Origin of the sequence: Flavobacterium chungangense LMG 26729 (genome assembly GCF_000735715.2) — a bacterium.
In the GTDB taxonomy this organism is placed as follows: Bacteria; Bacteroidota; Bacteroidia; order Flavobacteriales; family Flavobacteriaceae; genus Flavobacterium; species Flavobacterium chungangense.
The window spans coordinates 344503-366003 of the sequence record NZ_JASY01000003.1 but is presented as its reverse complement, the minus strand read 5'-3'; the positions used below and the strand labels follow the sequence as shown (position 1 = coordinate 366003).

General features: G+C 32.3%; 19 protein-coding genes. 17 read left to right on the top strand and 2 right to left on the bottom strand.

What is annotated here, in order from left to right; genetic code table 11:
- The 5 genes from JE46_RS09270 to JE46_RS09250 all read left to right on the top strand — a co-directional run.
- Window positions 1-1989: T9SS C-terminal target domain-containing protein (locus JE46_RS09270; RefSeq protein ID WP_035136473.1), on the top strand; the 1989-nt coding region annotated here is incomplete at its 5' end.
- A gap of 47 nt (window positions 1990-2036) precedes the next feature.
- Window positions 2037-2969, top strand: a complete 933-nt coding sequence (locus tag JE46_RS09265) for a PorP/SprF family type IX secretion system membrane protein (RefSeq protein WP_031454994.1) — start codon at window positions 2037-2039, stop codon at window positions 2967-2969.
- A gap of 13 nt (window positions 2970-2982) precedes the next feature.
- The gene (locus JE46_RS09260) at window positions 2983-4917 is read left to right on the top strand and encodes an OmpA family protein (RefSeq protein ID WP_031454993.1); all 1935 of its coding nucleotides are present in this window, start codon (window positions 2983-2985) and stop codon (window positions 4915-4917) included.
- Window positions 4918-5163: 246 nt separating this feature from the next.
- Window positions 5164-7170 (top strand): NAD-dependent DNA ligase LigA, encoded by a 2007-nt coding sequence (ligA, locus tag JE46_RS09255; RefSeq protein ID WP_031454992.1) that lies wholly within the window; start codon window positions 5164-5166, stop codon window positions 7168-7170.
- Window positions 7157-7840 (top strand): hypothetical protein, encoded by a 684-nt coding sequence (locus JE46_RS09250; protein ID WP_031454991.1) that lies wholly within the window; start codon window positions 7157-7159, stop codon window positions 7838-7840. Before ligA ends, JE46_RS09250 begins: the two co-directional genes overlap by 14 nt.
- On the opposite strand, the gene JE46_RS09245 is transcribed toward JE46_RS09250, so the two are convergent.
- Window positions 7830-8741, bottom strand: a complete 912-nt coding sequence (locus JE46_RS09245; RefSeq protein WP_031454990.1) for a bifunctional metallophosphatase/5'-nucleotidase — start codon at window positions 8739-8741, stop codon at window positions 7830-7832. The two genes, JE46_RS09250 and JE46_RS09245, sit on opposite strands and share 11 nt — an antisense overlap.
- 52 nt (window positions 8742-8793) lie before the next feature.
- Window positions 8794-9573 carry a 5'-nucleotidase C-terminal domain-containing protein gene (locus JE46_RS09240; protein ID WP_031454989.1) on the bottom strand — a complete coding sequence of 260 codons (780 nt, stop codon included), beginning with the start codon at window positions 9571-9573 and terminating at the stop codon, window positions 8794-8796.
- 47 nt (window positions 9574-9620) lie between these two features.
- Here JE46_RS09240 and JE46_RS09235 point away from each other — a divergent pair, with 47 nt between their 5' ends.
- From JE46_RS09235 to JE46_RS09180, 12 genes are all read left to right on the top strand, one after another.
- Window positions 9621-10133 carry a DUF6913 domain-containing protein gene (locus JE46_RS09235; protein WP_031454988.1) on the top strand — a complete coding sequence of 171 codons (513 nt, stop codon included), beginning with the start codon at window positions 9621-9623 and terminating at the stop codon, window positions 10131-10133.
- A 15-nt stretch (window positions 10134-10148) separates the two neighbouring features.
- Window positions 10149-11030, top strand: a complete 882-nt coding sequence (dapA, locus tag JE46_RS09230; RefSeq protein WP_031454987.1) for a 4-hydroxy-tetrahydrodipicolinate synthase — start codon at window positions 10149-10151, stop codon at window positions 11028-11030.
- Between the two features lie 135 nt (window positions 11031-11165).
- A complete protein-coding gene (locus tag JE46_RS09225) occupies window positions 11166-11960 on the top strand; it encodes an outer membrane protein assembly factor BamD (RefSeq protein WP_031454986.1) in 795 nt (264 codons plus the stop codon).
- Between the two features lie 9 nt (window positions 11961-11969).
- Window positions 11970-12287, top strand: a complete 318-nt coding sequence (locus JE46_RS09220) for a DNA-directed RNA polymerase subunit omega (protein ID WP_007807938.1) — start codon at window positions 11970-11972, stop codon at window positions 12285-12287.
- A gap of 7 nt (window positions 12288-12294) precedes the next feature.
- On the top strand, window positions 12295-13506 hold the full coding sequence (gene coaBC / locus JE46_RS09215) for a bifunctional phosphopantothenoylcysteine decarboxylase/phosphopantothenate--cysteine ligase CoaBC (protein ID WP_031454985.1): 1212 nt from the start codon (window positions 12295-12297) through the stop codon (window positions 13504-13506).
- Window positions 13499-14383: a type IX secretion system protein PorD gene (gene porD, locus JE46_RS09210; RefSeq protein WP_031454984.1), complete on the top strand. Its 885-nt coding sequence runs from the start codon at window positions 13499-13501 to the stop codon at window positions 14381-14383. The genes coaBC and porD overlap by 8 nt, the downstream gene beginning before the upstream one ends.
- A gap of 49 nt (window positions 14384-14432) precedes the next feature.
- On the top strand, window positions 14433-16085 hold the full coding sequence (gene recN / locus JE46_RS09205; RefSeq protein ID WP_031454983.1) for a DNA repair protein RecN: 1653 nt from the start codon (window positions 14433-14435) through the stop codon (window positions 16083-16085).
- A gap of 85 nt (window positions 16086-16170) precedes the next feature.
- On the top strand, window positions 16171-17361 hold the full coding sequence (gene fabV, locus JE46_RS09200; protein ID WP_031454982.1) for an enoyl-ACP reductase FabV: 1191 nt from the start codon (window positions 16171-16173) through the stop codon (window positions 17359-17361).
- 121 nt (window positions 17362-17482) lie between these two features.
- On the top strand, window positions 17483-18481 hold the full coding sequence (locus tag JE46_RS09195) for a glycosyltransferase (protein WP_031454981.1): 999 nt from the start codon (window positions 17483-17485) through the stop codon (window positions 18479-18481).
- 1 nt (window position 18482) lies between these two features.
- On the top strand, window positions 18483-19079 hold the full coding sequence (coaE, locus tag JE46_RS09190; RefSeq protein WP_031454980.1) for a dephospho-CoA kinase: 597 nt from the start codon (window positions 18483-18485) through the stop codon (window positions 19077-19079).
- Window positions 19080-19138: 59 nt separating this feature from the next.
- The gene (locus JE46_RS09185) at window positions 19139-20725 is read left to right on the top strand and encodes a sensor histidine kinase (protein WP_031454979.1); all 1587 of its coding nucleotides are present in this window, start codon (window positions 19139-19141) and stop codon (window positions 20723-20725) included.
- Window positions 20726-20728: 3 nt separating this feature from the next.
- On the top strand, window positions 20729-21445 hold the full coding sequence (locus tag JE46_RS09180; RefSeq protein ID WP_031454978.1) for a response regulator transcription factor: 717 nt from the start codon (window positions 20729-20731) through the stop codon (window positions 21443-21445).
- Window positions 21446-21501 lie beyond the last annotated feature (56 nt).

Below are 21501 nucleotides of genomic sequence, written 5' to 3'. Positions count from 1 at the left end.
GTTGTTTGGTATAATTCATTGACCAGTACAACATCAATTGCAACAGCAACAGCCTTGGCAAACGGTATTTATTATGGAGCGATTTTAGACCCTGTAACAGGCTGTCAAAGTTCAGTTCGTTTACAGGTTACTGTTACGATAAATGATCCAGGGACACCAACTACAACGGACAATACACAGGATTTCTGTTTAGTGAATGCGCCAACGGTTGCCAATATTCAGGTGAACGAGGCTAATGTTGTTTGGTATAATTCACTAACCAGTACAACAATAATTACACCGACAACAGCGTTGGCAAATGGTATATATTACGGAGCGATTTTAGACCCAATAACAGGTTGTCAAAGTGCTATCAGATTACAAGTTACTGTTACTGTAACCAACCCAGCTACACCAACAACTACAGATAATACGCAAGATTTCTGTATTTCAAATGCACCAACGGTTGCCAATATTCAGGTAAATGAAACCAATGTTGTTTGGTATGGTACATTAACTGGTGTAACGCCACTTGCATCAACTACAGCCTTAGTAAACGGAATTTATTATGGAGTCATTTTGAATCCAATGACAGGTTGTGAAAGCAGTACAAGATTGCAGGTAAGTGTTAGCATTAATAATCCAACTGCAACACCTACTACAAATTCAGCAACACAAAACTTCTGTTCATTGAATGTACCAACAGTAGCTAATATTCAGGTAAATGAAGCTAACGTAGTTTGGTACAGTAACCCGAGTGGAGGAACTGCTTTACCAGCAACAACAGCTTTGGCTACTGGTCTTTATTATGGAGCTATTTCAAGTACAATAGGTTGTGAAAATCCTGTTAGATTAGTAGTTACAGTAAATGTGAATACACCAGGTGTAGTTACTACCACAAATACAGCACAGAAATTTTGTTTGTCAAAAGCACCAACAATTGCCAATATTCAGGTAAATGAACCAAATGTTGTTTGGTACAGTAACCCAACAGGAGGAATACCATTAGCCGCAAATACGCCGCTTACAGCTACAACCTATTATGCCACATTGTTAAGCAATACAACAAATGGCTGTACAAATGCAGCACGTTTAGCAATAACGGTTAGTTTTGAAAATGATGCATTGGCGCAAATCACTTCGACCGATGATACACCATGCGTTTTCCAGGGAGTGACTTATTCAATAGCAAATGGGAAATCAAATTATGTATGGTCTGTTACTAACGGAACAATAACTTCGGGAGGAGGAACTGCTGATGGGTCTGTAACAATTTCATGGTCTGATGTTGGGCCGGGAACAGTTATGGTAACGTATATCAACACATGCGATGAAACTACTACCAAAACATTAAATGTAACAGTGGCGACATGTTCAGATCTTACGATAACCAAAACGGTTAGTAATCCTACTCCTAATTTTGGAGATGAGGTAACTTTTACAATAACTGTAAATAATGTGGGTCAGGGAACTATTCTTAACACACTTGTTAGTGAATTAATTCCAAGCGGATATGAATTTGTATCAGCTTCAACATCAACAGGTGTATATGATGCATCTCAGATTTGGACAATTCCGACATTAAGTCCTGGAGAAAGTGAAACGCTCGAAATCAGAGTCATTGTATTGCCAAATGGTAACTACTTAAACGTAGCCACTATCGAAATCTCAACTCCTTTAGATGTTGATCCTACAAACAATACAGCTTCAGCTTCGGTAGAACCAATTTGTTTAACGATTTACAATGAGTTCACGCCAAATAATGACGGATCAAATGATCTTTTCAGAATTGATTGTATCGAATCATATCCAAACAATGAATTAAAAGTCTTTAACAGATATGGTGCTTTGGTATACAGTAAAAGAGGTTATCAAAATGATTGGGACGGTACTGCTAATGTATCCGGAGTTATAAACAGAGGAGATATGCTGCCAACCGGTACTTATTTTTATGTAATAGAAATTGGAGACGGAAAAGTTAAAAAAGGATGGTTATCTATAATGAGATAAGCACCGTTATTAATCATCTAATTAATTAAAACTAAATAAGTATCGTTATGAAACTATATATAAAATCATTAGAAACGTATTTAATCTTAATATGTTCTATTATCACATTTAGTGCAAGTGCACAACAAGATCCTCAGTATACACAATATATGTATAACACTATGGCGGTAAATCCGGCTTATGCCGGGTCTACCGGTGTTTTAGAAGCGACACTTTTGCATCGTTCACAATGGTTGGACATTTCTGGTGCTCCCCAAACGCAGTCCTTTTCGATTCATGCACCGCTTCGAAATGAAAAGATTGGTTTAGGATTAAGTGTTGTTAATGACAAAATTGGTCCTTCGAATGAATTATACCTTGATGGAAACTTCTCCTACTCATTAGCATTAGGCTATGAAAAAAGACTTGCCTTTGGTTTAAAAGCTGGTATGCGAATGTTAAATATTGACTGGACCAAAGGAAGATATTATGATCCAAATGATGTTCTGTTGAATCAAAATATTGATAATCAGATGAAATTAGCCGTTGGAGCAGGTGTTTATTATTATGCTGATAAGTGGTATTTAGGATTTTCAATTCCAAGCTTTATCGAAAATGATTATTACGATGACGTTCAGGAATCTATAAACTACGATCGTTTGCATTATTTTTTAATGGGAGGTTATGTGTTTGATTTGAATCCGAATTTAAAATTCAAACCTGCATTTTTAGTAAAAGCAGTGAGTGGAGCTCCGCTTACAGCTGATGTTTCTGCAAACTTTATGCTTTATGAAAAATTTGTTATAGGAGGATCATATCGTACTGATGATTCTGTGAGTATTCTGGCAGGTTTTCAGATATCACGAAGTTTTTATATCGGATATGCTTTTGATTATACCACAAGCGAATTGAATAAGTACAATGATGGTACGCATGAAATCATTCTGAAATATCAGTTTAACAAAAATCAAAGTAAAATCAAATCACCTAGATTCTTCTAAAAAAATAAACCTTATGAAAAAACTATATATCTTAAGTCTGGTTTTGAGCTTCACGGTTTGTTTTGCTCAGACTAATTTAAAGAAGGCCGATGCATTGTTTAAAAACTATTCGTATGCCGATGCTTCTAAAGCGTACGAAGAAATTTTACAAAACATAAAAAAGCCTTCGACACAAACATTAAAGAATGCTGCCGACTCTTATTATTTTATTTCCGATTCCAGAAATGCACTAAAATGGTACCGAAAATTGTACGAAGCTCAGGGAAATAACTTAACTGATATTTACTATCTCCGCTATATCCAGTCCATGAAAGCCGTTATGGATTATGATGAAGCTAATAGGATTACGAAAGAATATCTGGATAAAAAAGGCGATAAAAAAGAGATCAACCGATACGTTGCCCAAAAAAAGCAAATGGATAGTCTTTCAAAAGCAAAATCGCTTTATCAAATAAAAGACCTTGATATTAATACCAGTAAATCTGATTTTGGAGCCACATTTTTTCAGGAAAAAGTGGTATTTACTTCTGCAAGGGATACAACTAAATTTAGCGAAAAGTTATATACCTGGAACAATCAGCCGTTTTTGAATTTATATGTTGCAGAAAGAAATCAGGCGGATGGAAGTTTGTTCAATGAAAGTGTGTTTTTACCAAACGTAATGACCAAATATCACGAAGCAACAGCCAGTTTTGATGCGGCGGGAAAAACAATTTATTACACAACAAACATCGTTAAGAAGAATAAACTGGTTGTTGATGAAACAAAAACCAATAATTTTCAGATTATTAAAGGTGCTATAGTCGACAACAAATTAGAAAATCCTCAAAAAGTATTTTTCAATAGTGATGAGTATTCCGTTGGGCATCCTTCATTAAGTGAAGATGGACAATGGCTTTTCTTTGCATCTGATATGCCGGGAGGATATGGAGAAACCGATTTGTATTATGTGAAAATTGCTGCTGATGGCACCATGAGTTCTCCCGTAAATTTAGGCCCAAAAATTAATACTATTGGAAATGATCTTTTTCCGTTCTTCAGTAAAGGGGTGCTTTATTTCTCTTCTGATGGACATTACGGATGGGGAGATCTGGATGTTTACGAAAGCAAGTTTTTATCTGATGGAAGTTTTTCAGATCCAAAAAATCTGGGAGCTCCAATAAACAGTAACAAGGATGATTTCACATTTATAATTGACAAAACAGGTCATTTTGGTTATTTGTCTTCTAATAGAGAAGGAGGAAAAGGAGATGACGATATCTATTCTTTTACAAAAGCAGACCCGGTTTGTAATCAGACTATTTCAGGAATTGCAACAGACCGTAAAACAAAATTACCGCTTACAGATGTTACCATTATGGGATACAATTCTTTTAGTGATATTCTTGGCGAAACAAAAACGAATTTCGAAGGTAAATATGCATTGGTCGTTCCGTGTGGTAAAAATGTTAAGATGATTGCGGCAAAACCAAATTACAGCAGTGATGAAAAAATCGTAGAAACTACATTAGAAAATGGAGCTGAAATTCCAAATATCAATTTTGAACTGAGTAATTATGATGATTTGGTTGTAAAGAAAAAAGGTGTTGAAAAAGTAGATGTAAAACCCATTTATTTTGATTACGACAAATACGATATCACTCCTTTGGCTATTGAAGAATTGACAAAAGTGGTTTTTATCATGCAAAAATTCCCAAACATCCGTATTAAAATTGAATCTCATACGGACTCCCGTGGAAAAGATGCTTACAATTTAAAGCTTTCTGACAACAGGGCAAAATCGACACGAGATTATATTATTTCACAAAATATTGACGCTTCACGAATCGAAAGTGCCATTGGTTACGGAGAAAGCCGATTAATTAATAAATGTAAAAATGGTGTAAAATGTACAGAAGAAGAACATTTACTAAACAGACGTTCGGATTTCATTATTATTCAAAAATAAATTTGGTTGTTTATTAGGTTGTTGATTATCAATTTTAAAAGTGTAGAACGTAAAAACCATTTGGAAGTTGGTTTTGTTTGATTCTTTTTTAAGAATAGTGGACAAGAAGAAAATCAAGTTGCATGATTTTGCAACTTGATTTTTGACTTTTAAAACTTTTGGATTTTAATATTTTACAACAAAAAATAATCCTAATTTTGATATTCGGTTTTTAGAAATTATAATCAGCATTATTTTTAATATTTTATGAGTATTCAAGACACAATTCAGACATTACGAAACGAACTTAATCAACACAATTACAATTATTATGTACTTGATGACGCTACAATTTCTGATTATGATTTTGATCTCAAATTAAAAGAACTTCAGGATTTAGAAAACAAACATCCTGAATTTTTTGACGAGCATTCTCCAACACAAAGGGTTGGTGGAACAGTTACCAAAAACTTTAAAACCATAGCACATCAGTTCAGAATGTATTCTCTGGATAATTCTTATTCGAAAGAAGACTTGTTGGATTGGGAAACCCGAATTCAGAGAGTTTTGGGAAATGTTGATTTACAATATACATGTGAGTTAAAATACGATGGAGCTTCAATAAGCATTACATACGAAAATGGGAAACTGGTCCAGGCTTTAACACGTGGAGATGGTTTTCAGGGTGATGAGGTTACAAACAACATCAAAACCATAAAATCAATTCCGTTGAAATTAAAAGGAAATTATCCTGATAGATTCGATATTCGTGGCGAAATCATTTTACCATTAAAAGGTTTCGAAAAAATGAATCAGGACTTAATTGAAATTGGAGAAACACCATATTCAAATCCAAGAAATACAGCTTCTGGAAGTTTAAAACTACAGGACAGTGCTGAGGTTGCCAAACGCCCTTTAGAATGTTTATTGTATTCGGTGACAAGTAATAATTTACCCTTTTCTTCGCAAATAGAAGGATTGCAATTAGCACGCGAATGGGGGTTTAAAGTGCCAAGCGAAGCAAAATTAGCCAATAACATGCAGGAAGTTTTCGACTTTATTGATTATTGGGATACTCATCGTCACAAAATGCCTTACGAAACTGATGGTGTCGTTGTAAAAGTAAACAGTTTCCGTCATCAGGAAGAGTTAGGTTACACTGCAAAATCACCTCGTTGGGCCATCGCCTACAAATTTAAAGCTGAGCAGGTTTCAACTAAATTAAAGTCAATTTCATATCAGGTTGGACGTACAGGAGCTATTACTCCGGTTGCAAATCTAGAACCTGTACAGCTCGCAGGAACAATTGTAAAAAGAGCTTCTTTGCATAATGCTGACCAAATCGAAAAATTAGATATTCGAATAAATGATACCGTTTTTGTGGAAAAAGGGGGCGAAATTATTCCAAAAATTATCGCTGTAGATTTAGAACAGCGCCCTGAAAATTCAGAAATCACAAGATATATTACACATTGCCCTGAATGTGAGACAGAATTAGTTCGGAATGAAGGTGAGGCAAATCATTATTGTCCTAATTTTTACGGTTGTCCGCCACAGATTATTGGCAGAATCCAGCATTATATTTCGAGAAAAGCAATGGATATTGAAGGGCTTGGGGGAGAAACAGTTGCCTTACTTTTCAAAAATGATTTGGTTCACAATTATGCTGATTTGTATGAATTAAAAGTAGAAGATATTTTGCATTTGGAAAGAATGGCGCAAAAATCGGCTGAAAATCTGGTAAACGGTGTTGAAAAATCCAAGGAAATTCCATTCGAAAGTGTTCTGTTTGCTCTCGGAATTCGTTTTGTTGGAGAAACTGTCGCTAAAAAATTAGCCAAGCATTATAAAAATATCGATGCATTAAGTCAGGCTTCATTAATGGATTTGATTTTAGTAGATGAAATTGGAGAACGAATTGCAAAAAGCGTAATTGAATTTTTTGAGAATGAAGAAAATCAAAAAATAATTGAACGATTAAAAAGTTATGGTGTTCAATTTGAAATTGTCCAGAAAATAAATCCAAATGCAACTGAAAAGTTCATCGGGAAAACATTTGTTGTATCAGGAGTTTTTTCACAGTTCTCAAGAGATGAATTAAAGAAAACAATAGAAGATAACGGAGGAAAAGTGGGAAGTTCTATTTCTGCAAAAACAGATTTTGTAGTAGCAGGAGATAATATGGGACCGGCAAAATTAGAAAAAGCAAATAAATTAAATATTCCAATACTATCTGAACAGGAATTTATAACGAAACTGAATGAAAGCGAGTAGACCTTCACTTATTCTTTATTTAGCTGCCTTTGTTTTTACGATTGTGTTTGATATTCTTCAATACGATTATCTCACAATTTGTATGAAGTCAATTGTTGTGCCTTCTGTTTTTTTTTATTTCTATTCATCAAATAATTTCAGGATTAATACAACTCAGATTTTAATTTACATTTTGTGTTTTGTTGGGGAAGTATTTCATCTAATGAATGTAGAAATCTCCGATCAGGGTTCTATGATATGCTTTTTGTTTGTTTACTTAATGCTGATTAAAATAATTGTAATAGATTATGACAGAATAAGATTAAAAAAGAGCGATGTACTGCCAATTGCTTTAGTAATTTTACTGATTTTATATTTATTGTTTTCTGTATTGAGTTTACAGTTTGATAAAATGGATGGTTTTGACTTTTTATATGCCCTCTATGGAACTGTCTTAAGCGTTTTAGGATTCATATGTTACGCAAACTATATAACCAGAGGAAATTATGTTACTTTGCTTTTAACGTTAATGGCAACATGTTTTATAATTTCGGATATGTTCTTTATCTTCAATCGATATTTTTCTTATTCTTTAGTATTAACATTAATCTGTGATGTGACTCAGATTCTGGCGTACTTTTTTATTTCCAAATATTTTATAAACTCGGGTAAAAAGAGAGTTAAACGATAATTGATTTTGCTTGATTGGTATGAGATTTATTTTTATCGAAATAAAAATCGATTCGCCCTAAATTTATTCCGTAGCATCCCACCTGATTTACCAGAACATCTTCGCCCGCTTTATTTTTTACAATAGTAGGTTTGTCTAAAAAGGTATGCGTATGCCCGCCAATGATTAAATCAATATCCTGTGTTAATTCTGCTAATTTCAGGTCACAGATTCTTGAAGCATCATCTTTGTATTTGTATCCTAAATGTGAAAGACAAATGATCAAATCACATTTTTCTTCTTTTTTTAGTAATTGAGTCATATCCTGAGCAATTTCTACAGGATTATTGTATACGGTTTCCTTGTACATTTTTTTTTCAACAAGCCCTTCAAGTTGTATTCCTAGTCCAAAAACACCAACCTTTATTCCGTTTTTATTAAAAATTTTATACGGTTTTACAAATCCGTTCATGACTGTGTTTTTAAAATCATAATTTGAACAGATAAATTCAAAACTGGCATGTGGCATTTGTGCATATAATCCGTCAAGACCATTGTCAAAATCATGATTCCCAATGGTAGACGCATCATATTTCATCATGCTCATCAGCTTAAATTCAAGTTCACCTCCGTAATAATTAAAATAAGGGGTTCCCTGAAAGATATCTCCGGCATCCAGTAAAAGCACATTTGGATTTTCTTTTCGAATGGTCTCAATCAATGCAGCACGTCGTGATACTCCGCCTTTATCAGGATTACGGGGATCATCAGCAGGAAAAGGATCTATGTGGCTGTGTACATCATTGGTATGTAGAACCGTTAGGTGTTTTATATCGTTTGTTTCAAAGCTGCTTAATGATAAGCCTAAACTTAATAAAGCAGTGCTTGCAGCAGTTTTTTCGATAAATTCTCTTCTTTTCATGGTGTATGTTTTTACGAAAGTGCCTGTTTTTTTAGTTTGGGTTTAAATCCGATTATTCTTCAGAGATTCTAATATCTTTTGGTACAGGAATCGTGTCAACTTCTTTAAAGTAATCAATCAGTACATTTCGAAGTTTATAATCTAAATCAAATTTTTGAAGACTTTTAAGGAAAAAATTCATGTTGTCACCACCATTTGCCAGATAATCATTTGTAGCGACATAATATGTTTGGGTTTTATCCAGAGGTTTTCCCTTAATTAGAATATTTTGAGCAGTATTGTCTTTTGCAATTGTAAAAGTTATTCCTGACAGAGGATGAGCTTTCTTCTCTTTGATGATATAAGCTGTCATTTCTAAAATCTGCTCACCTTTTAAAGCCAGAACTACCAAATTGTTTTCAAAAGGCATAATTTCAAAAGCAGTTCTGGTTGTAACATTTCCTTGTGGTAATATCGCTCTGATGCCTCCATGATTCAAAAAGCACAAATCGATGTATTTTTTTTCACGGGTTTTAAAAACCTGACCTCCTTTTTCTAAGCAAACATCAGCTAGTAAATTTCCAATAGTAGTCTGCCATTTTCCATTGCTTTTATCAAGGGTTTCCGGGCAATAGGCCAATACATGATCTAAATCTTTATTAATATGTTCACGAAAAGGTTTAATAAAGTTTTCAATTTCCTGCGTTTCAGCGTTTTTTTCAGAAATTGAAATTTGTTTAGCTTCAATTTTAGTTACATTATAGTTTTTTGAACTGCATGAAAATAGAAAAAAAAGTGTTAAGAATATAACAAAAAGTTTTAAAAATCCGTTATACTTTTTTAGTTTTACCATCTTAAATGCGACTTAAATAATTAATTTTGTAATCTGGTAAAAGTAGTATGTTTTTAAATTATTTGAAGGATTTTTTTATAAAAAAAACATTAAAAAATAATTTGCTTAATGTAAAAAATGAAGCCTTTACCAGTAATGTACAAACGATTGGTTTATTAATTGACGAAAGTGATTTCAGTTACTCAAAAGCACTTATTGCAGAACTGATTTCAAATAAAATTAATTCTGAAAATATTAAAATCGTTGTGTATCGCAATAAATTTGATGACAAAAAAGAATACGCCTTTCCGACTTTTACAAAAGCGCATATAGATTGGAACGGAGGTACGAAATTAGCTTTTTTAGCTGAATTTATTGAAACAGAATTTGATCTTTTGATTAGTTATTATGATGCTCAAAATCCAATTTTGAAGCTAATTACGAATAAATCAAAAGCTAAATTTAAAGTTGGATTTGCATCTGTTGATAAAAATATAAATCGCTGGATGATAAATACTTCTTTAGAAAATTATAAGCTTTTCGTTTTCGAATTGTTTAAGTATTTAAAAAATATAAAGTAAAATATAAAGTAAAGTATGCAATCATTAATAGGAACTGGTGTTGCCCTGGTCACTCCATTTAAAAAAGATTTTTCAATTGATATAGAAGCATTACAGCGAATTGTTAATTTTTCGATTGATGGTGGAGTAGAGTATTTGGTTGTAATGGGTACAACCGCAGAAAATGCAACTCTAACTCAATCCGAAAAAGAGTTGGTTATTAATACCGTAATTGAAGTTAATAACGGAAGATTGCCTTTAGTTCTTGGAGTTGGAGGTAACAATACAATGCAGGTAGTTGAAGAATTGAAAACAAGAGATTTTTCAGCATTTGAAGCGATTCTTTCAGTTTCTCCTTATTATAATAAACCTACACAAGAAGGAATTTATCAGCATTTTAAAGCTATTTCAGAAGCTTCTCCCGTTCCGGTGATTTTATATAATGTTCCCGGCAGGACTTCAAGTAATATGTTACCTTCAACTGTTATTCGTCTGGCAAATGAATTTGATAATGTTGTAGCAATAAAAGAAGCTGCAGGCGATATGGCTCAGGCTTTGCAATTGATTAAAAATGCACCCAAAGATTTTTTAGTAATTTCCGGCGATGATATGATTGCTTTGCCAATAGTTTTAGCAGGCGGGGCAGGAGTAATTTCGGTTATTGGACAAGGTTTTCCAAAGGAATTTTCAGAAATGATAAGATTAGGGTTGAACAGAAAAGTAAATGAAGCTTTCAAGACCCAATATTTTTTATCAGATTGTATTGATATGATTTTTGAGCAAGGAAATCCTGCCGGAATAAAGCATGTGTTTCAATCACTTGGAATTGCAGATAATACGGTACGTTTGCCATTGGTATCAGTAGACGAATCATTAGCAGATCGATTAGATAAATTCGTAAAATCAGCCTTAAAATAAAATAAAAACAGCTGTTTTTTATTATACCAAAAAATATTTTGTAGTAGCTAAATTAATAACTAAATTTGCCACCGAAACTTCGGTGTGATTTTGCTTTGGCATAATTGTCTAAGGAATCATAATAAAAGTAAGAAAATGAAAAAAATAGTATCGCTGTTAATTGTTGTTGCCCTTTTGTGTTCTTGTAGTGATTACCAAAAAGCATTAAAAAATGAAGATGTTGCAGCAAAGTTTGAAATTGCAACAAAAATGTATGAAGCAGGGAAGTATAATAAAGCAATTAGACTTTTTGAGCAATTAGCGCCAACATACAGAGGAAAACCTCAGGCAGAAAAATTATTTTACATGTTTTCTCAGGCCTATTACAAAACAAAACAATATTATTTGGCAGGTTATCAATTTGAGAGTTTTGTTTCAGGTTATCCACGAAGTGAAAAAGTTCAGGAAGCTGCTTTTCTAGGAGCTTACAGTTACTCAAAATTAGCACCTGTTTACAGTTTAGATCAGACCGATACAGTTAAGGCATTAGATAAGTTACAGGCTTTTATTGATAATTATCCAAATTCAGAATATATTGCCCAGGCAAATGAAGCTGTGAAAGTTTTAAGTGGGAAATTAGAGAAAAAAGCATATGAAAATGCTAAGGGTTATAATACCATTTCGGATTATAAATCTGCATTAATTGCTTTTGATAATTTTATTGCAGATTTTCCTGGAACTCCTTTTAAAGAAGATGCATTGTTTTACAAATACGATTCAGCATATCAGTTAGCTATCAATAGTGTTCCGGCTAAAATGGAAGAGCGTTTAAATGTTGCTAAAGCTGCTTATAATAATTTATTGAAGTTTAAAAGTGACACAAAATACAAAGTGAAGGCAGACGAAATGAATGCAAGAGTTGAAACAGATTTACAAAAATTTACTAAATAAATAAAAGTCATGGATTTAAAAAAGACGAATGCTCCTGTAAATACAATAACTTACAATAAAACAGTTATTGAAGAGCCAACAGGAAATGTGTATGAGGCAATTACCATTATGGCTAAAAGAGCAAACCAAATTAATTCTGAAATTAAAAAAGAATTAACTGAAAAATTAGAAGAGTTTGCAACTTACAATGACAGTCTTGAGGAAGTTTTTGAAAATAAAGAACAAATTGAGGTTTCTAAATTTTATGAAAAATTACCTAAACCACACGCTTTAGCTGTTCAGGAGTGGTTAGACGGTAAAACATACCACAGAGGTTCAAACAAATAATAGTACAATGTCAGTTTTAAACGGAAAAAAAATTTTACTGGGTGTTTCCGGTGGAATTGCAGCGTATAAAACAGCCTCATTAGTACGACTCTTTATAAAAGCAGGTGCACATGTCCAGGTGATCATGACACCTGCTTCTAAGGATTTTGTAACTCCACTTACATTATCTACATTATCAAAAAATCCTGTACACTCCAGTTTTTTTAATCAGGATGATCAAGATGCTATTTGGAATAATCATGTAGAACTAGGTCTTTGGGCGGATTTAATGTTAATTGCCCCGGCAACTGCCAATACATTATCTAAGATGGCTACCGGGAACTGTGATAATCTTCTCATTGCTACTTATTTATCGGCTAAATGTCCTGTTTATTTTGCTCCGGCAATGGATTTGGATATGTACAAACATTCTTCTACAATCTCAAGTTTTAGTGCTTTAAAACAATTTGGGAACGTAATGATTCCAGCAGAAAATGGTGAATTGGCAAGTGGTTTATCTGGAGAAGGCAGAATGGCAGAACCAGAAAACATAATTACTTTTTTAGAAGCTGATCTTGAAAGTAAATTACCTTTAAAAGGAAAAAAAATTCTAATTACTGCAGGCCCAACATACGAAGCAATAGATCCTGTGCGTTTTATAGGAAATCATTCTTCAGGAAAAATGGGGTTTGATATTGCAAGTGCAGCAGCCAATTTAGGGGCTTCGGTCATATTAGTTTCTGGCCCTACAAGTTTAAATATAAAAAATTCTCTCATCAATGTTGTTAATGTGATTTCTGCACAAGAAATGTATGATGCCTGCCATTTGTATTTTAATGATGTAGATGTGGCTATTGCAGCAGCAGCAGTAGCAGATTATAAGCCAAAAGTAATTGCTGTTCAGAAAATTAAGAAAGCCACTGATGAGTTTTCAATTGAACTTGAAAAGACAAAAGATATATTATTATCGTTAGGAAAAATCAAAAGAAATCAATTTTTAATTGGTTTTGCTTTGGAAACTGAAAATGAAATTGAAAATGCGAAGTTGAAAATTCAGAAAAAAAACTTAGATTTGATTGTTTTAAATTCATTACAGGATAAAGGAGCGGGTTTTCAAAAACCAACAAATAAAGTTACTTTTATAGACAAAGAATTTAAAATTGAACCAATGGACTTAAAGTCAAAAGAATCTGTTGCAGTTGATATTTTAAACAAAGTTATAGAACATTTTTATGTGTAAATTAGTTACTTTTTTAACGTTTTTGTTTTTTGGTTTTGCACAGGCTCAACAGTTAAATTGTACGGTTACAATAAATAGCGAAAGATTACCAAATCCTAATCAGCAAGTTTATAAAACACTTCAGACATCATTGTCTGAGTTTGTAAACAAAACAGATTGGACTGGTTCTGTGCTTAAGCAAAATGAACGTATTAATTGTTCAATGTACATAACTCTTTTTTCTCATAGTTCCGACCAGTTTTCAGGTACGATACAAATACAGTCTTCAAGATTAATTTACAATTCAACGTATTCTTCACCTGTATTTAATTTTAACGATAAGGATTTTAATTTCAGGTATACAGAATTTGAACCCTTATTATATAATCCTACTACATTTGAATCTAATTTAGTATCCGTGATATCATTTTACAGTTATATGATTTTAGGGATAGATTCAGATACATTTCAGCTTGCAGGCGGAAGCCCTTATTTTGAAACAGCCCAAAATATTGCAAATATTGCTCAACAAGGTGGTTCCAAAGGATGGACTCAGGCTGATGGAGTTCAAAATCGTTACTTTTTGATAAATGATATACTTGCTCCAACTTACTCTGATTTGCGACAAACCACTTTTGGGTATCATACTGGTCTGGATATAATGAGTCAGGATCTGAAAGGTGCAAAAGAAAAAATAAAATCTTCATTAATGACTATAGCGAAATTGAATTCGGTTAAGCCAAACGCTTTTTTAACCAGAGTGTTTTTTGATGCCAAATCAGATGAAATTGTGTCTATTTTTTCGGGTGGGCCAAGCATTGCAGTTACAGACTTAACAGAGACTTTGAATAAGGTTTCACCGTTAAATTCAACAAAATGGTCAGAAATTAAATATTAGTTCAATTTTTACCATTCTACCTCTTCATTAATTTTACTTTTAAAACTATATGATTACTTTATTATCAATTAAAAACTATGCATTAATTGAAAAACTAACTATTGATTTTTCTAAAGGTTTTTCTATAATTACAGGAGAAACTGGTGCTGGTAAATCAATTATATTAGGCGCATTAGGTTTGGTTTTAGGAAAAAGAGCAGATTTAACATCTCTTAAAAATAAAGAAGAAAAGTGCATAATTGAAGCACATTTTGAAATTTCTAAATATAATTTAAAAGAGTTTTTTGAAGCAAATGATTTGGATTATGAAGATGAAACTATCATAAGACGAGAAATCCTGCCTTCCGGCAAATCACGAGCTTTTATAAATGATAGTCCGGTAAATCTTCAGGAATTACAAGATTTAAGCTTTTTTTTGATTGACATTCACTCACAACAACAAACTCAGGAACTTTCAGATGAAAATGTGCAATTTAAAATAATTGATGCAATTGCAGATAATTCAGATAGTATTGATTCTTATAAAAAGCTTTTAAGATTATATAAATCTGAAAAATCAAAATTAAATGCATTGCTTAAAAAACAAAGCGATGCGGGTAAGGAACAGGAATACAATACTTTTTTATTGAATGAATTGGTTGCTGCAAAATTAAAATCAGGAGAACAGGAAGAACTGGAAGCTGATTTTGAAAAGCTAAATAATGTTGAGATTATTAAAGAATCGATTGATAAATCATTGCTAATCGGTAATGAAGAACAATTTGGCGTTTTACACAACCTGAATGAAATTAAAGTTTTGCTGCAAAAAATCGCAATTTTTTCACCAGAATATCAAAATCTGTTTGAAAGAATTACAAGTGTAACAATTGAATTTGATGATATTTCGAGAGAGTTGCAAAATGCTTCTGAAAAATTATTAAACGATCCTGAGAAGTTAGAATTAACCAATCAGAAATTGCAGCTGATTTATAATTTGCAGAAAAAACATCAGGTAGTAACTGTTGATGAATTACTACAAATTCAGATCAGTCTGGAAAATTCAGTTTTAGAATTAGGTAATATTGAAGAGGAAATCGCTGTTTTGGTTAAATCTATAGAACAAAAAACAGAAGAATTGGATATGCTTTCGGCTAAAATTCATCAGAATAGAGAAGGTGCAATCCCGGTTTTATCAAATCAGTTAATTGGAATATTAGAAACCTTAGGAATGCCAAATGCCAGATTTAAAATGGAACTTCTGTCATCCGAAACCTATTTTCAAAATGGTAAAGATGAATTGCAGTTTTTGTTTTCGGCTAATAAAGGAACTGATTTTGGCTTGCTGAAAAAAGTTGCTTCCGGAGGTGAAATGTCACGTATAATGTTGGCAGTCAAAGCAATTTTGGCTCAGTATTCTAAATTGCCGACTTTGATTTTTGATGAAATTGACACCGGTGTTTCTGGAGAAATTGCTATTAGAATGGGAGAGATTATGAAAGAGATGAGTGCAAAAATGCAAATATTTGCAATTACACATTTACCACAAATTGCTGCGAAAGGTGATTCTCATTTTAAAGTGTTTAAATCTACAACAAATGATGATACGCAATCAGAATTAAAGCTTTTATCTCAGGACGAAAGAGTTATAGAAATTGCTCAAATGCTATCCGGAGCGGTGGTTTCTGATTCAGCTTTAAATCACGCTAAAGCCTTGTTGAACTAAAGAAATGCTTTATATTTGTCATCTAAAAAGAATAAAAGAATAACAGTCATCCAGTTTGCCAAATCAATGAATAAACAATAAAAATATGATTATAGAACCTAGAATGAGAGGCTTTATTTGCTTAACAGCCCACCCAAAGGGAGCAGAGCAGAATGTTAAAAATCAAATTGAATATATAAAATCAAAAGGTCCTATTGCAGGAGCTAAAAAAGTATTGGTAATTGGTGCTTCAACAGGTTTTGGTTTAGCTTCAAGAATTACAAGTGCTTTTGGATCTGATGCAGCTACAATTGGAGTTTTCTTTGAAAAACCGCCAGTTGAAGGAAAAACCGCTTCGCCAGGCTGGTATAATTCTGCGGCTTTTGAATCTGAAGCACATAAAGCAGGATTGTATGCAAAAAGTATCAATGGAGATGCTTTTTCAAACGAAATAAAAAGAGAAGCTTTGGATTTAATTAAAGCTGATTTAGGGCAGGTAGATCTTGTAATTTATAGTTTGGCATCGCCTGTACGTACAAATCCAAATACAGGAGTTTTACACCGTTCTACATTGAAGCCTATTGGACAGACTTTTACCAATAAAACTGTTGACTTTCATACAGGAAAAGTATCCGAAGTTTCAATAGCCCCGGCTAATGATGAAGACATTGAAAATACTGTTGCTGTAATGGGGGGGGAAGACTGGGCTATGTGGATTGATGCTTTAAAAAATGAAAATTTATTGGCAGAAGGTGCTACAACGGTTGCATATTCATACATTGGTCCATCTTTGACAGAAGCGGTTTATCGTAAAGGTACAATTGGACGTGCCAAAGATGATTTAGAGGCTACAGCATTTACTATTACAGATAGTTTAAAATCAATAGGAGGTAAGGCTTATGTTTCTGTAAATAAAGCATTGGTAACGCAGGCGAGTTCTGCAATTCCTGTCATTCCTTTATATATTTCTCTTTTATATAAAATTATGAAAGAAGAAGGAATACATGAAGGTTGTATCGAACAAATTCAACGCTTATTTCATGACAGATTATATAGCGGTTCTGAAGTTCCTGTTGATGAGAAGGGAAGAATCAGAATTGATGACTGGGAGATGCGTGATGATGTTCAGGAGAAGGTTGCTAAATTGTGGATTGAGGCTACAACAGAAAACTTGTCTGAAATTGGTGATTTGGCAGGATATAAAAATGACTTTTTAAATCTTTTTGGATTTGAATTTTCCGGAGTGGATTATGAGGCAGAAGTAAATGAAGTTGTTGAAATAGAAAGTATCAACTAAAAATTAAGAATTTATAAATCAAACCATCAACCAAAAGTTGATGGTTTTTTTGTGAATTTAACATATCTTTGCACAAAATTTGAATTTTAAAAATTACAGCTTAAATACTGCATATTCTACTATGGTTTTTTCTCTAATTATACCCGTGTTTAATCGTCCGGATGAAGTTGATGAGCTTTTGGAAAGTTTATCAAAATCTGATTATAATGAGGCTTTTGAAATTGTTCTTGTTGAAGATGGGTCATCCATTCCATGTAAAGAAGTCGTAAAGAGCTATCAGGGAAAACTAAATATATCCTATTATTTTAAACCAAACTCAGGGCCTGGAGATTCGAGGAATTTCGGAATGATAAAAGCAGTAGGCAATTACTTTATCATTTTTGATTCAGATTGTATAATTCCGTCTAATTATTTAACGGAAGTCCGAAAAGAATTAGATAGAGCGTATGTTGATTGTTTTGGCGGTCCGGATAAAGCTTTAGATAGCTTTTCGGATATACAAAAAGCAATAAACTTTGCAATGACTTCTTTTCTTACAACAGGCGGAATCCGTGGAGGTTCGGAGAAAATTGGTAAATTTCAGCCAAGAAGTTTTAATATGGGAATTTCCAAAAAAGCTTTTGAGGCATCAAAAGGGTTTGGAAACATTCATCCTGGAGAAGATCCTGATTTATCTATTAGATTATGGAACCTGGGTTTTGAAACCAGATTGTTCCCTGATGCATTTGTTTATCATAAACGTAGAATTGATTGGGAGAAATTTTCTATTCAGGTAAATAAATTTGGAAAAGCAAGACCAATATTAAATAGCTGGTATCCTGAACATAATAAATTAACTTTTTTCTTTCCTACATTCTTCATGCTAGGATTATTATTAGCTTTTTTACTGTTAATTTTTAATTTTGACCTTTTATTACAAATATATTTTGTATATTTCGTTATAATTTTTCTTACATCTAGTATTAAAAATAAAAGCATCAAAATTGGATATCTTTCTGTAATCGCTGTTTGGAAGCAATTTTATGGTTATGGAACAGGTTTTTTAGAATCTTTTGTGAAAATTATTTTATTGAAGAGAAAGCCACAGGAAGCTTTTCCACGGATGTTTTTTAAAATATAATATGACAAAAATTATTGGCTTGACCGGTGGAATTGGAAGCGGAAAAACGACCATAGCAAATTATTTTAAAGAGATGGGGATTCCTGTTTATATTGCTGATGATGAAGCTAAAAAAATAATGCAGTCAAAATTTATAATTGAAGAAATTAAAAGTACGTTCGGTGAAATTTTATTTGAAAAGGATCTTTTGAATAGAGCAAAATTAGCAGAAATTGTTTTTAGTGATAGTGATAAATTGGGGCAGTTAAATGCTATTATACACCCGGCTGTAAAAAAAGATTTTCAATCATGGTTGCAAAAAAATAAAAACCATGATTATGTAATTTATGAAGCGGCGATTCTGTTTGAGACCGGGAGGTATAAAGATTACGACATTATTATTACGGTTACAGCTCCTGAAGAAGTAAGAATCGAAAGAGTTTTAGAACGTGATAAAACCACCAGAGAGCAGGTGCTAAGAAGGATGAAAATGCAATGGAAAGATGAAGAACGTATTTCTAAAAGCAATTTTGTTATAATCAATGAAAATCTTAAAAATGCAAAAGAAGAAGTTGTTAAAATTCTTAAAATTTTAAATATTAAACAAAATCAGTCTTAAATGTTAATATTTGGTTAATGTATTATTTAGTATATTGTTAAAATATTAATTTTGTCTCGATGAATAAATTATTTTTTAGAATACTTGTTTTGCTAATGAGCTTGTCCTTAATCGGGATAATTCTGGTTCAGGTTTATTGGTTCAATTCTTCATTAGAAAACAATGAAGAACAGTTTAAAAATCACGTAACCCAAGTAATCAGTGATGTCTCAGATAAACTTGAAGAAGAGGAAAAATACAGCTTTCAGGATAAAATCAATCATATAAAAGACAGTACGGGTAAGATTCCTCAAAAGGAAGATTTACTGGAAATTTTGTTTGTTCAAAGAAATACTAAAACAAATAAAACAATTGTCTATAAAAATAGTATCACTTCTGAGAAGTATGATATAAATGGAACAATTTTTAATAAAAAGTTCAATTCAGACGGATTTAAAAGCTTTAGTTCAAAAAGGTTAACAGAAGTTTACAACAACAATAATATTATTGATAATTCAGTTCTAAATCAAAGTACGATTCCAGATATAAAAATTGAAAAAGATGGTAATCTTGATATTTTAAATCAGGCTCAATTTAAAATTTCATATTTGGATTATGCTTCAATACTGCCAATAGATGAAAGAATTACAAAAGAGAAATTGAAATCCCTTTTGAAGAAAGAACTTAAAGAACATGGTATAAAAACTAAATTCGAATTTGGAATTTATAGTAGTGGCGTTCCTACAAAAATAAAATCGGAAGGTTTTCATTATGATAAAGAGGCTACCTATAATATGCCTGTTTTTGCAGATAATGAAGGTAATAGCAAGTATGAATTGTTAGTTACCTTTCCGTATAAAAAGAAATTTCTATTGTCGCAGTTGGTAAGTATTACGATACTGTCTATAATTTTTACATTAATTATTATAATTGCTTATACAAGCGCTCTAAATCAGTTAATTCGTCAAAAACAAATATCTGAAATCAAAACAGATTTTATAAATAATATGACGCATGAGTTTAAAACTCCAATTGCTACAATAAATTTAGCTCTTGATGCAATTAGAAATCCGAAAATTATAGAAGATAAAGAGAAGGTATTTCGTTATCTGCAGATGATTAGAGATGAAAACAAAAGAATGCATGCTCAGGTTGAAAATGTCCTTCGAATTTCCAAATTAGAGAAAAAAGAATTGGATATAAGTAAAGAGCCTACTGTAATTCATGATGTTATTGAAGATGCAATTGAGCATGTTAATTTAATTTTAGAGGACAAGCAAGGTACAATTGTAAAACATTTTAATGCAGCAAGAACAACTTGTCTGGTTAATGAAGTTCATTTTACAAATGTTCTGGTTAATATTTTAGAAAATGCTATAAAATATTCTCCGGATGTTCCGGAAATAGAAGTATTTACTGAGAATGTCAAGGATGTTATTCTTATAAAAATAAAAGATAACGGTTTAGGTATGAGTAAAACCGCTCAAAAAAGAGTTTTTGAGAAATTTTACAGAGAACATACAGGCGATTTGCATAATGTAAAAGGACATGGTTTAGGACTTGCTTATGTAAAAAGAATTGTAGAAGACCATAATGGTCAGGTTTATGTAGAGAGTGAAAAGGGAAAAGGTAGTACCTTCATAATAAAAATACCACTAATAAATTAAAATATGGAAAATATTAATAAAAGAATACTTTTAGTAGAAGATGACCTTAATTTTGGTGCAGTTCTTAAAGATTATTTGATGCTGAATGACTTTGAAGTTACTCTTGCAAAAAATGGTATGGAAGGTTTCGAGAAATTCAAAAAGGATGTTTATGATTTATGCATTCTGGATGTTATGATGCCCTACAAAGACGGTTATACTTTAGCAAAAGAAATCAGAGAAAAAAATAGTGAAGTGCCGATTATTTTTTTAACAGCAAAATCAATGAAAGAGGATGTTTTAAAAGGATATAAAGCAGGAGCTGATGACTATCTCAATAAACCGTTTGATTCGGAAGTTTTATTGATGAAAATTAAAGCCATTATTCAAAGAAAATCATCTGATACAAAAGCAGAACAAGTTCAGTTTGAATTTAATATTGGTAAATTCCATTTAAATTCAAAATTAAGATTTTTGACATTTGAAAACGATGAGCCAATAAAATTATCTCCAAAAGAAAATGAATTGCTTAAAATGCTTATTTTGCACGAAAATGACTTAATGCCAAGAGAGTTAGCGTTGACAAAAATCTGGAGAGATGATAACTACTTTACTTCAAGAAGTATGGATGTTTACATTGCAAAACTTAGAAAGTATTTAAAAACAGATGAAGATGTTGAAATTTTAAACATTCATGGTGAAGGCTTTAGATTAGTTGTTAAAAGTAAGGCAGTATCTTAAATAAATTAAAAAGCTCCGAGTATATTGGAGCTTTTTTATGGATTGAAAATAGAGAG

What these genes read in the sequence shown, in the direction of transcription:
- JE46_RS09265 (WP_031454994.1), top strand. Translation starts at nt 2,037, where the DNA reads ATGAAACTATATATAAAATCATTAGAAACGTATTTAATCTTAATATGT.
- JE46_RS09260 (WP_031454993.1), top strand. Translation starts at nt 2,983, where the DNA reads ATGAAAAAACTATATATCTTAAGTCTGGTTTTGAGCTTCACGGTTTGT.
- ligA (WP_031454992.1), top strand. Translation starts at nt 5,164, where the DNA reads ATGAGTATTCAAGACACAATTCAGACATTACGAAACGAACTTAATCAA.
- JE46_RS09250 (WP_031454991.1), top strand. Translation starts at nt 7,157, where the DNA reads ATGAAAGCGAGTAGACCTTCACTTATTCTTTATTTAGCTGCCTTTGTT.
- JE46_RS09245 (WP_031454990.1), bottom strand. Translation starts at nt 8,741, where the DNA reads ATGAAAAGAAGAGAATTTATCGAAAAAACTGCTGCAAGCACTGCTTTA.
- JE46_RS09240 (WP_031454989.1), bottom strand. Translation starts at nt 9,573, where the DNA reads ATGGTAAAACTAAAAAAGTATAACGGATTTTTAAAACTTTTTGTTATA.
- JE46_RS09235 (WP_031454988.1), top strand. Translation starts at nt 9,621, where the DNA reads ATGTTTTTAAATTATTTGAAGGATTTTTTTATAAAAAAAACATTAAAA.
- dapA (WP_031454987.1), top strand. Translation starts at nt 10,149, where the DNA reads ATGCAATCATTAATAGGAACTGGTGTTGCCCTGGTCACTCCATTTAAA.
- JE46_RS09225 (WP_031454986.1), top strand. Translation starts at nt 11,166, where the DNA reads ATGAAAAAAATAGTATCGCTGTTAATTGTTGTTGCCCTTTTGTGTTCT.
- JE46_RS09220 (WP_007807938.1), top strand. Translation starts at nt 11,970, where the DNA reads ATGGATTTAAAAAAGACGAATGCTCCTGTAAATACAATAACTTACAAT.
- coaBC (WP_031454985.1), top strand. Translation starts at nt 12,295, where the DNA reads ATGTCAGTTTTAAACGGAAAAAAAATTTTACTGGGTGTTTCCGGTGGA.
- porD (WP_031454984.1), top strand. Translation starts at nt 13,499, where the DNA reads ATGTGTAAATTAGTTACTTTTTTAACGTTTTTGTTTTTTGGTTTTGCA.
- recN (WP_031454983.1), top strand. Translation starts at nt 14,433, where the DNA reads ATGATTACTTTATTATCAATTAAAAACTATGCATTAATTGAAAAACTA.
- fabV (WP_031454982.1), top strand. Translation starts at nt 16,171, where the DNA reads ATGATTATAGAACCTAGAATGAGAGGCTTTATTTGCTTAACAGCCCAC.
- JE46_RS09195 (WP_031454981.1), top strand. Translation starts at nt 17,483, where the DNA reads ATGGTTTTTTCTCTAATTATACCCGTGTTTAATCGTCCGGATGAAGTT.
- coaE (WP_031454980.1), top strand. Translation starts at nt 18,483, where the DNA reads ATGACAAAAATTATTGGCTTGACCGGTGGAATTGGAAGCGGAAAAACG.
- JE46_RS09185 (WP_031454979.1), top strand. Translation starts at nt 19,139, where the DNA reads ATGAATAAATTATTTTTTAGAATACTTGTTTTGCTAATGAGCTTGTCC.
- JE46_RS09180 (WP_031454978.1), top strand. Translation starts at nt 20,729, where the DNA reads ATGGAAAATATTAATAAAAGAATACTTTTAGTAGAAGATGACCTTAAT.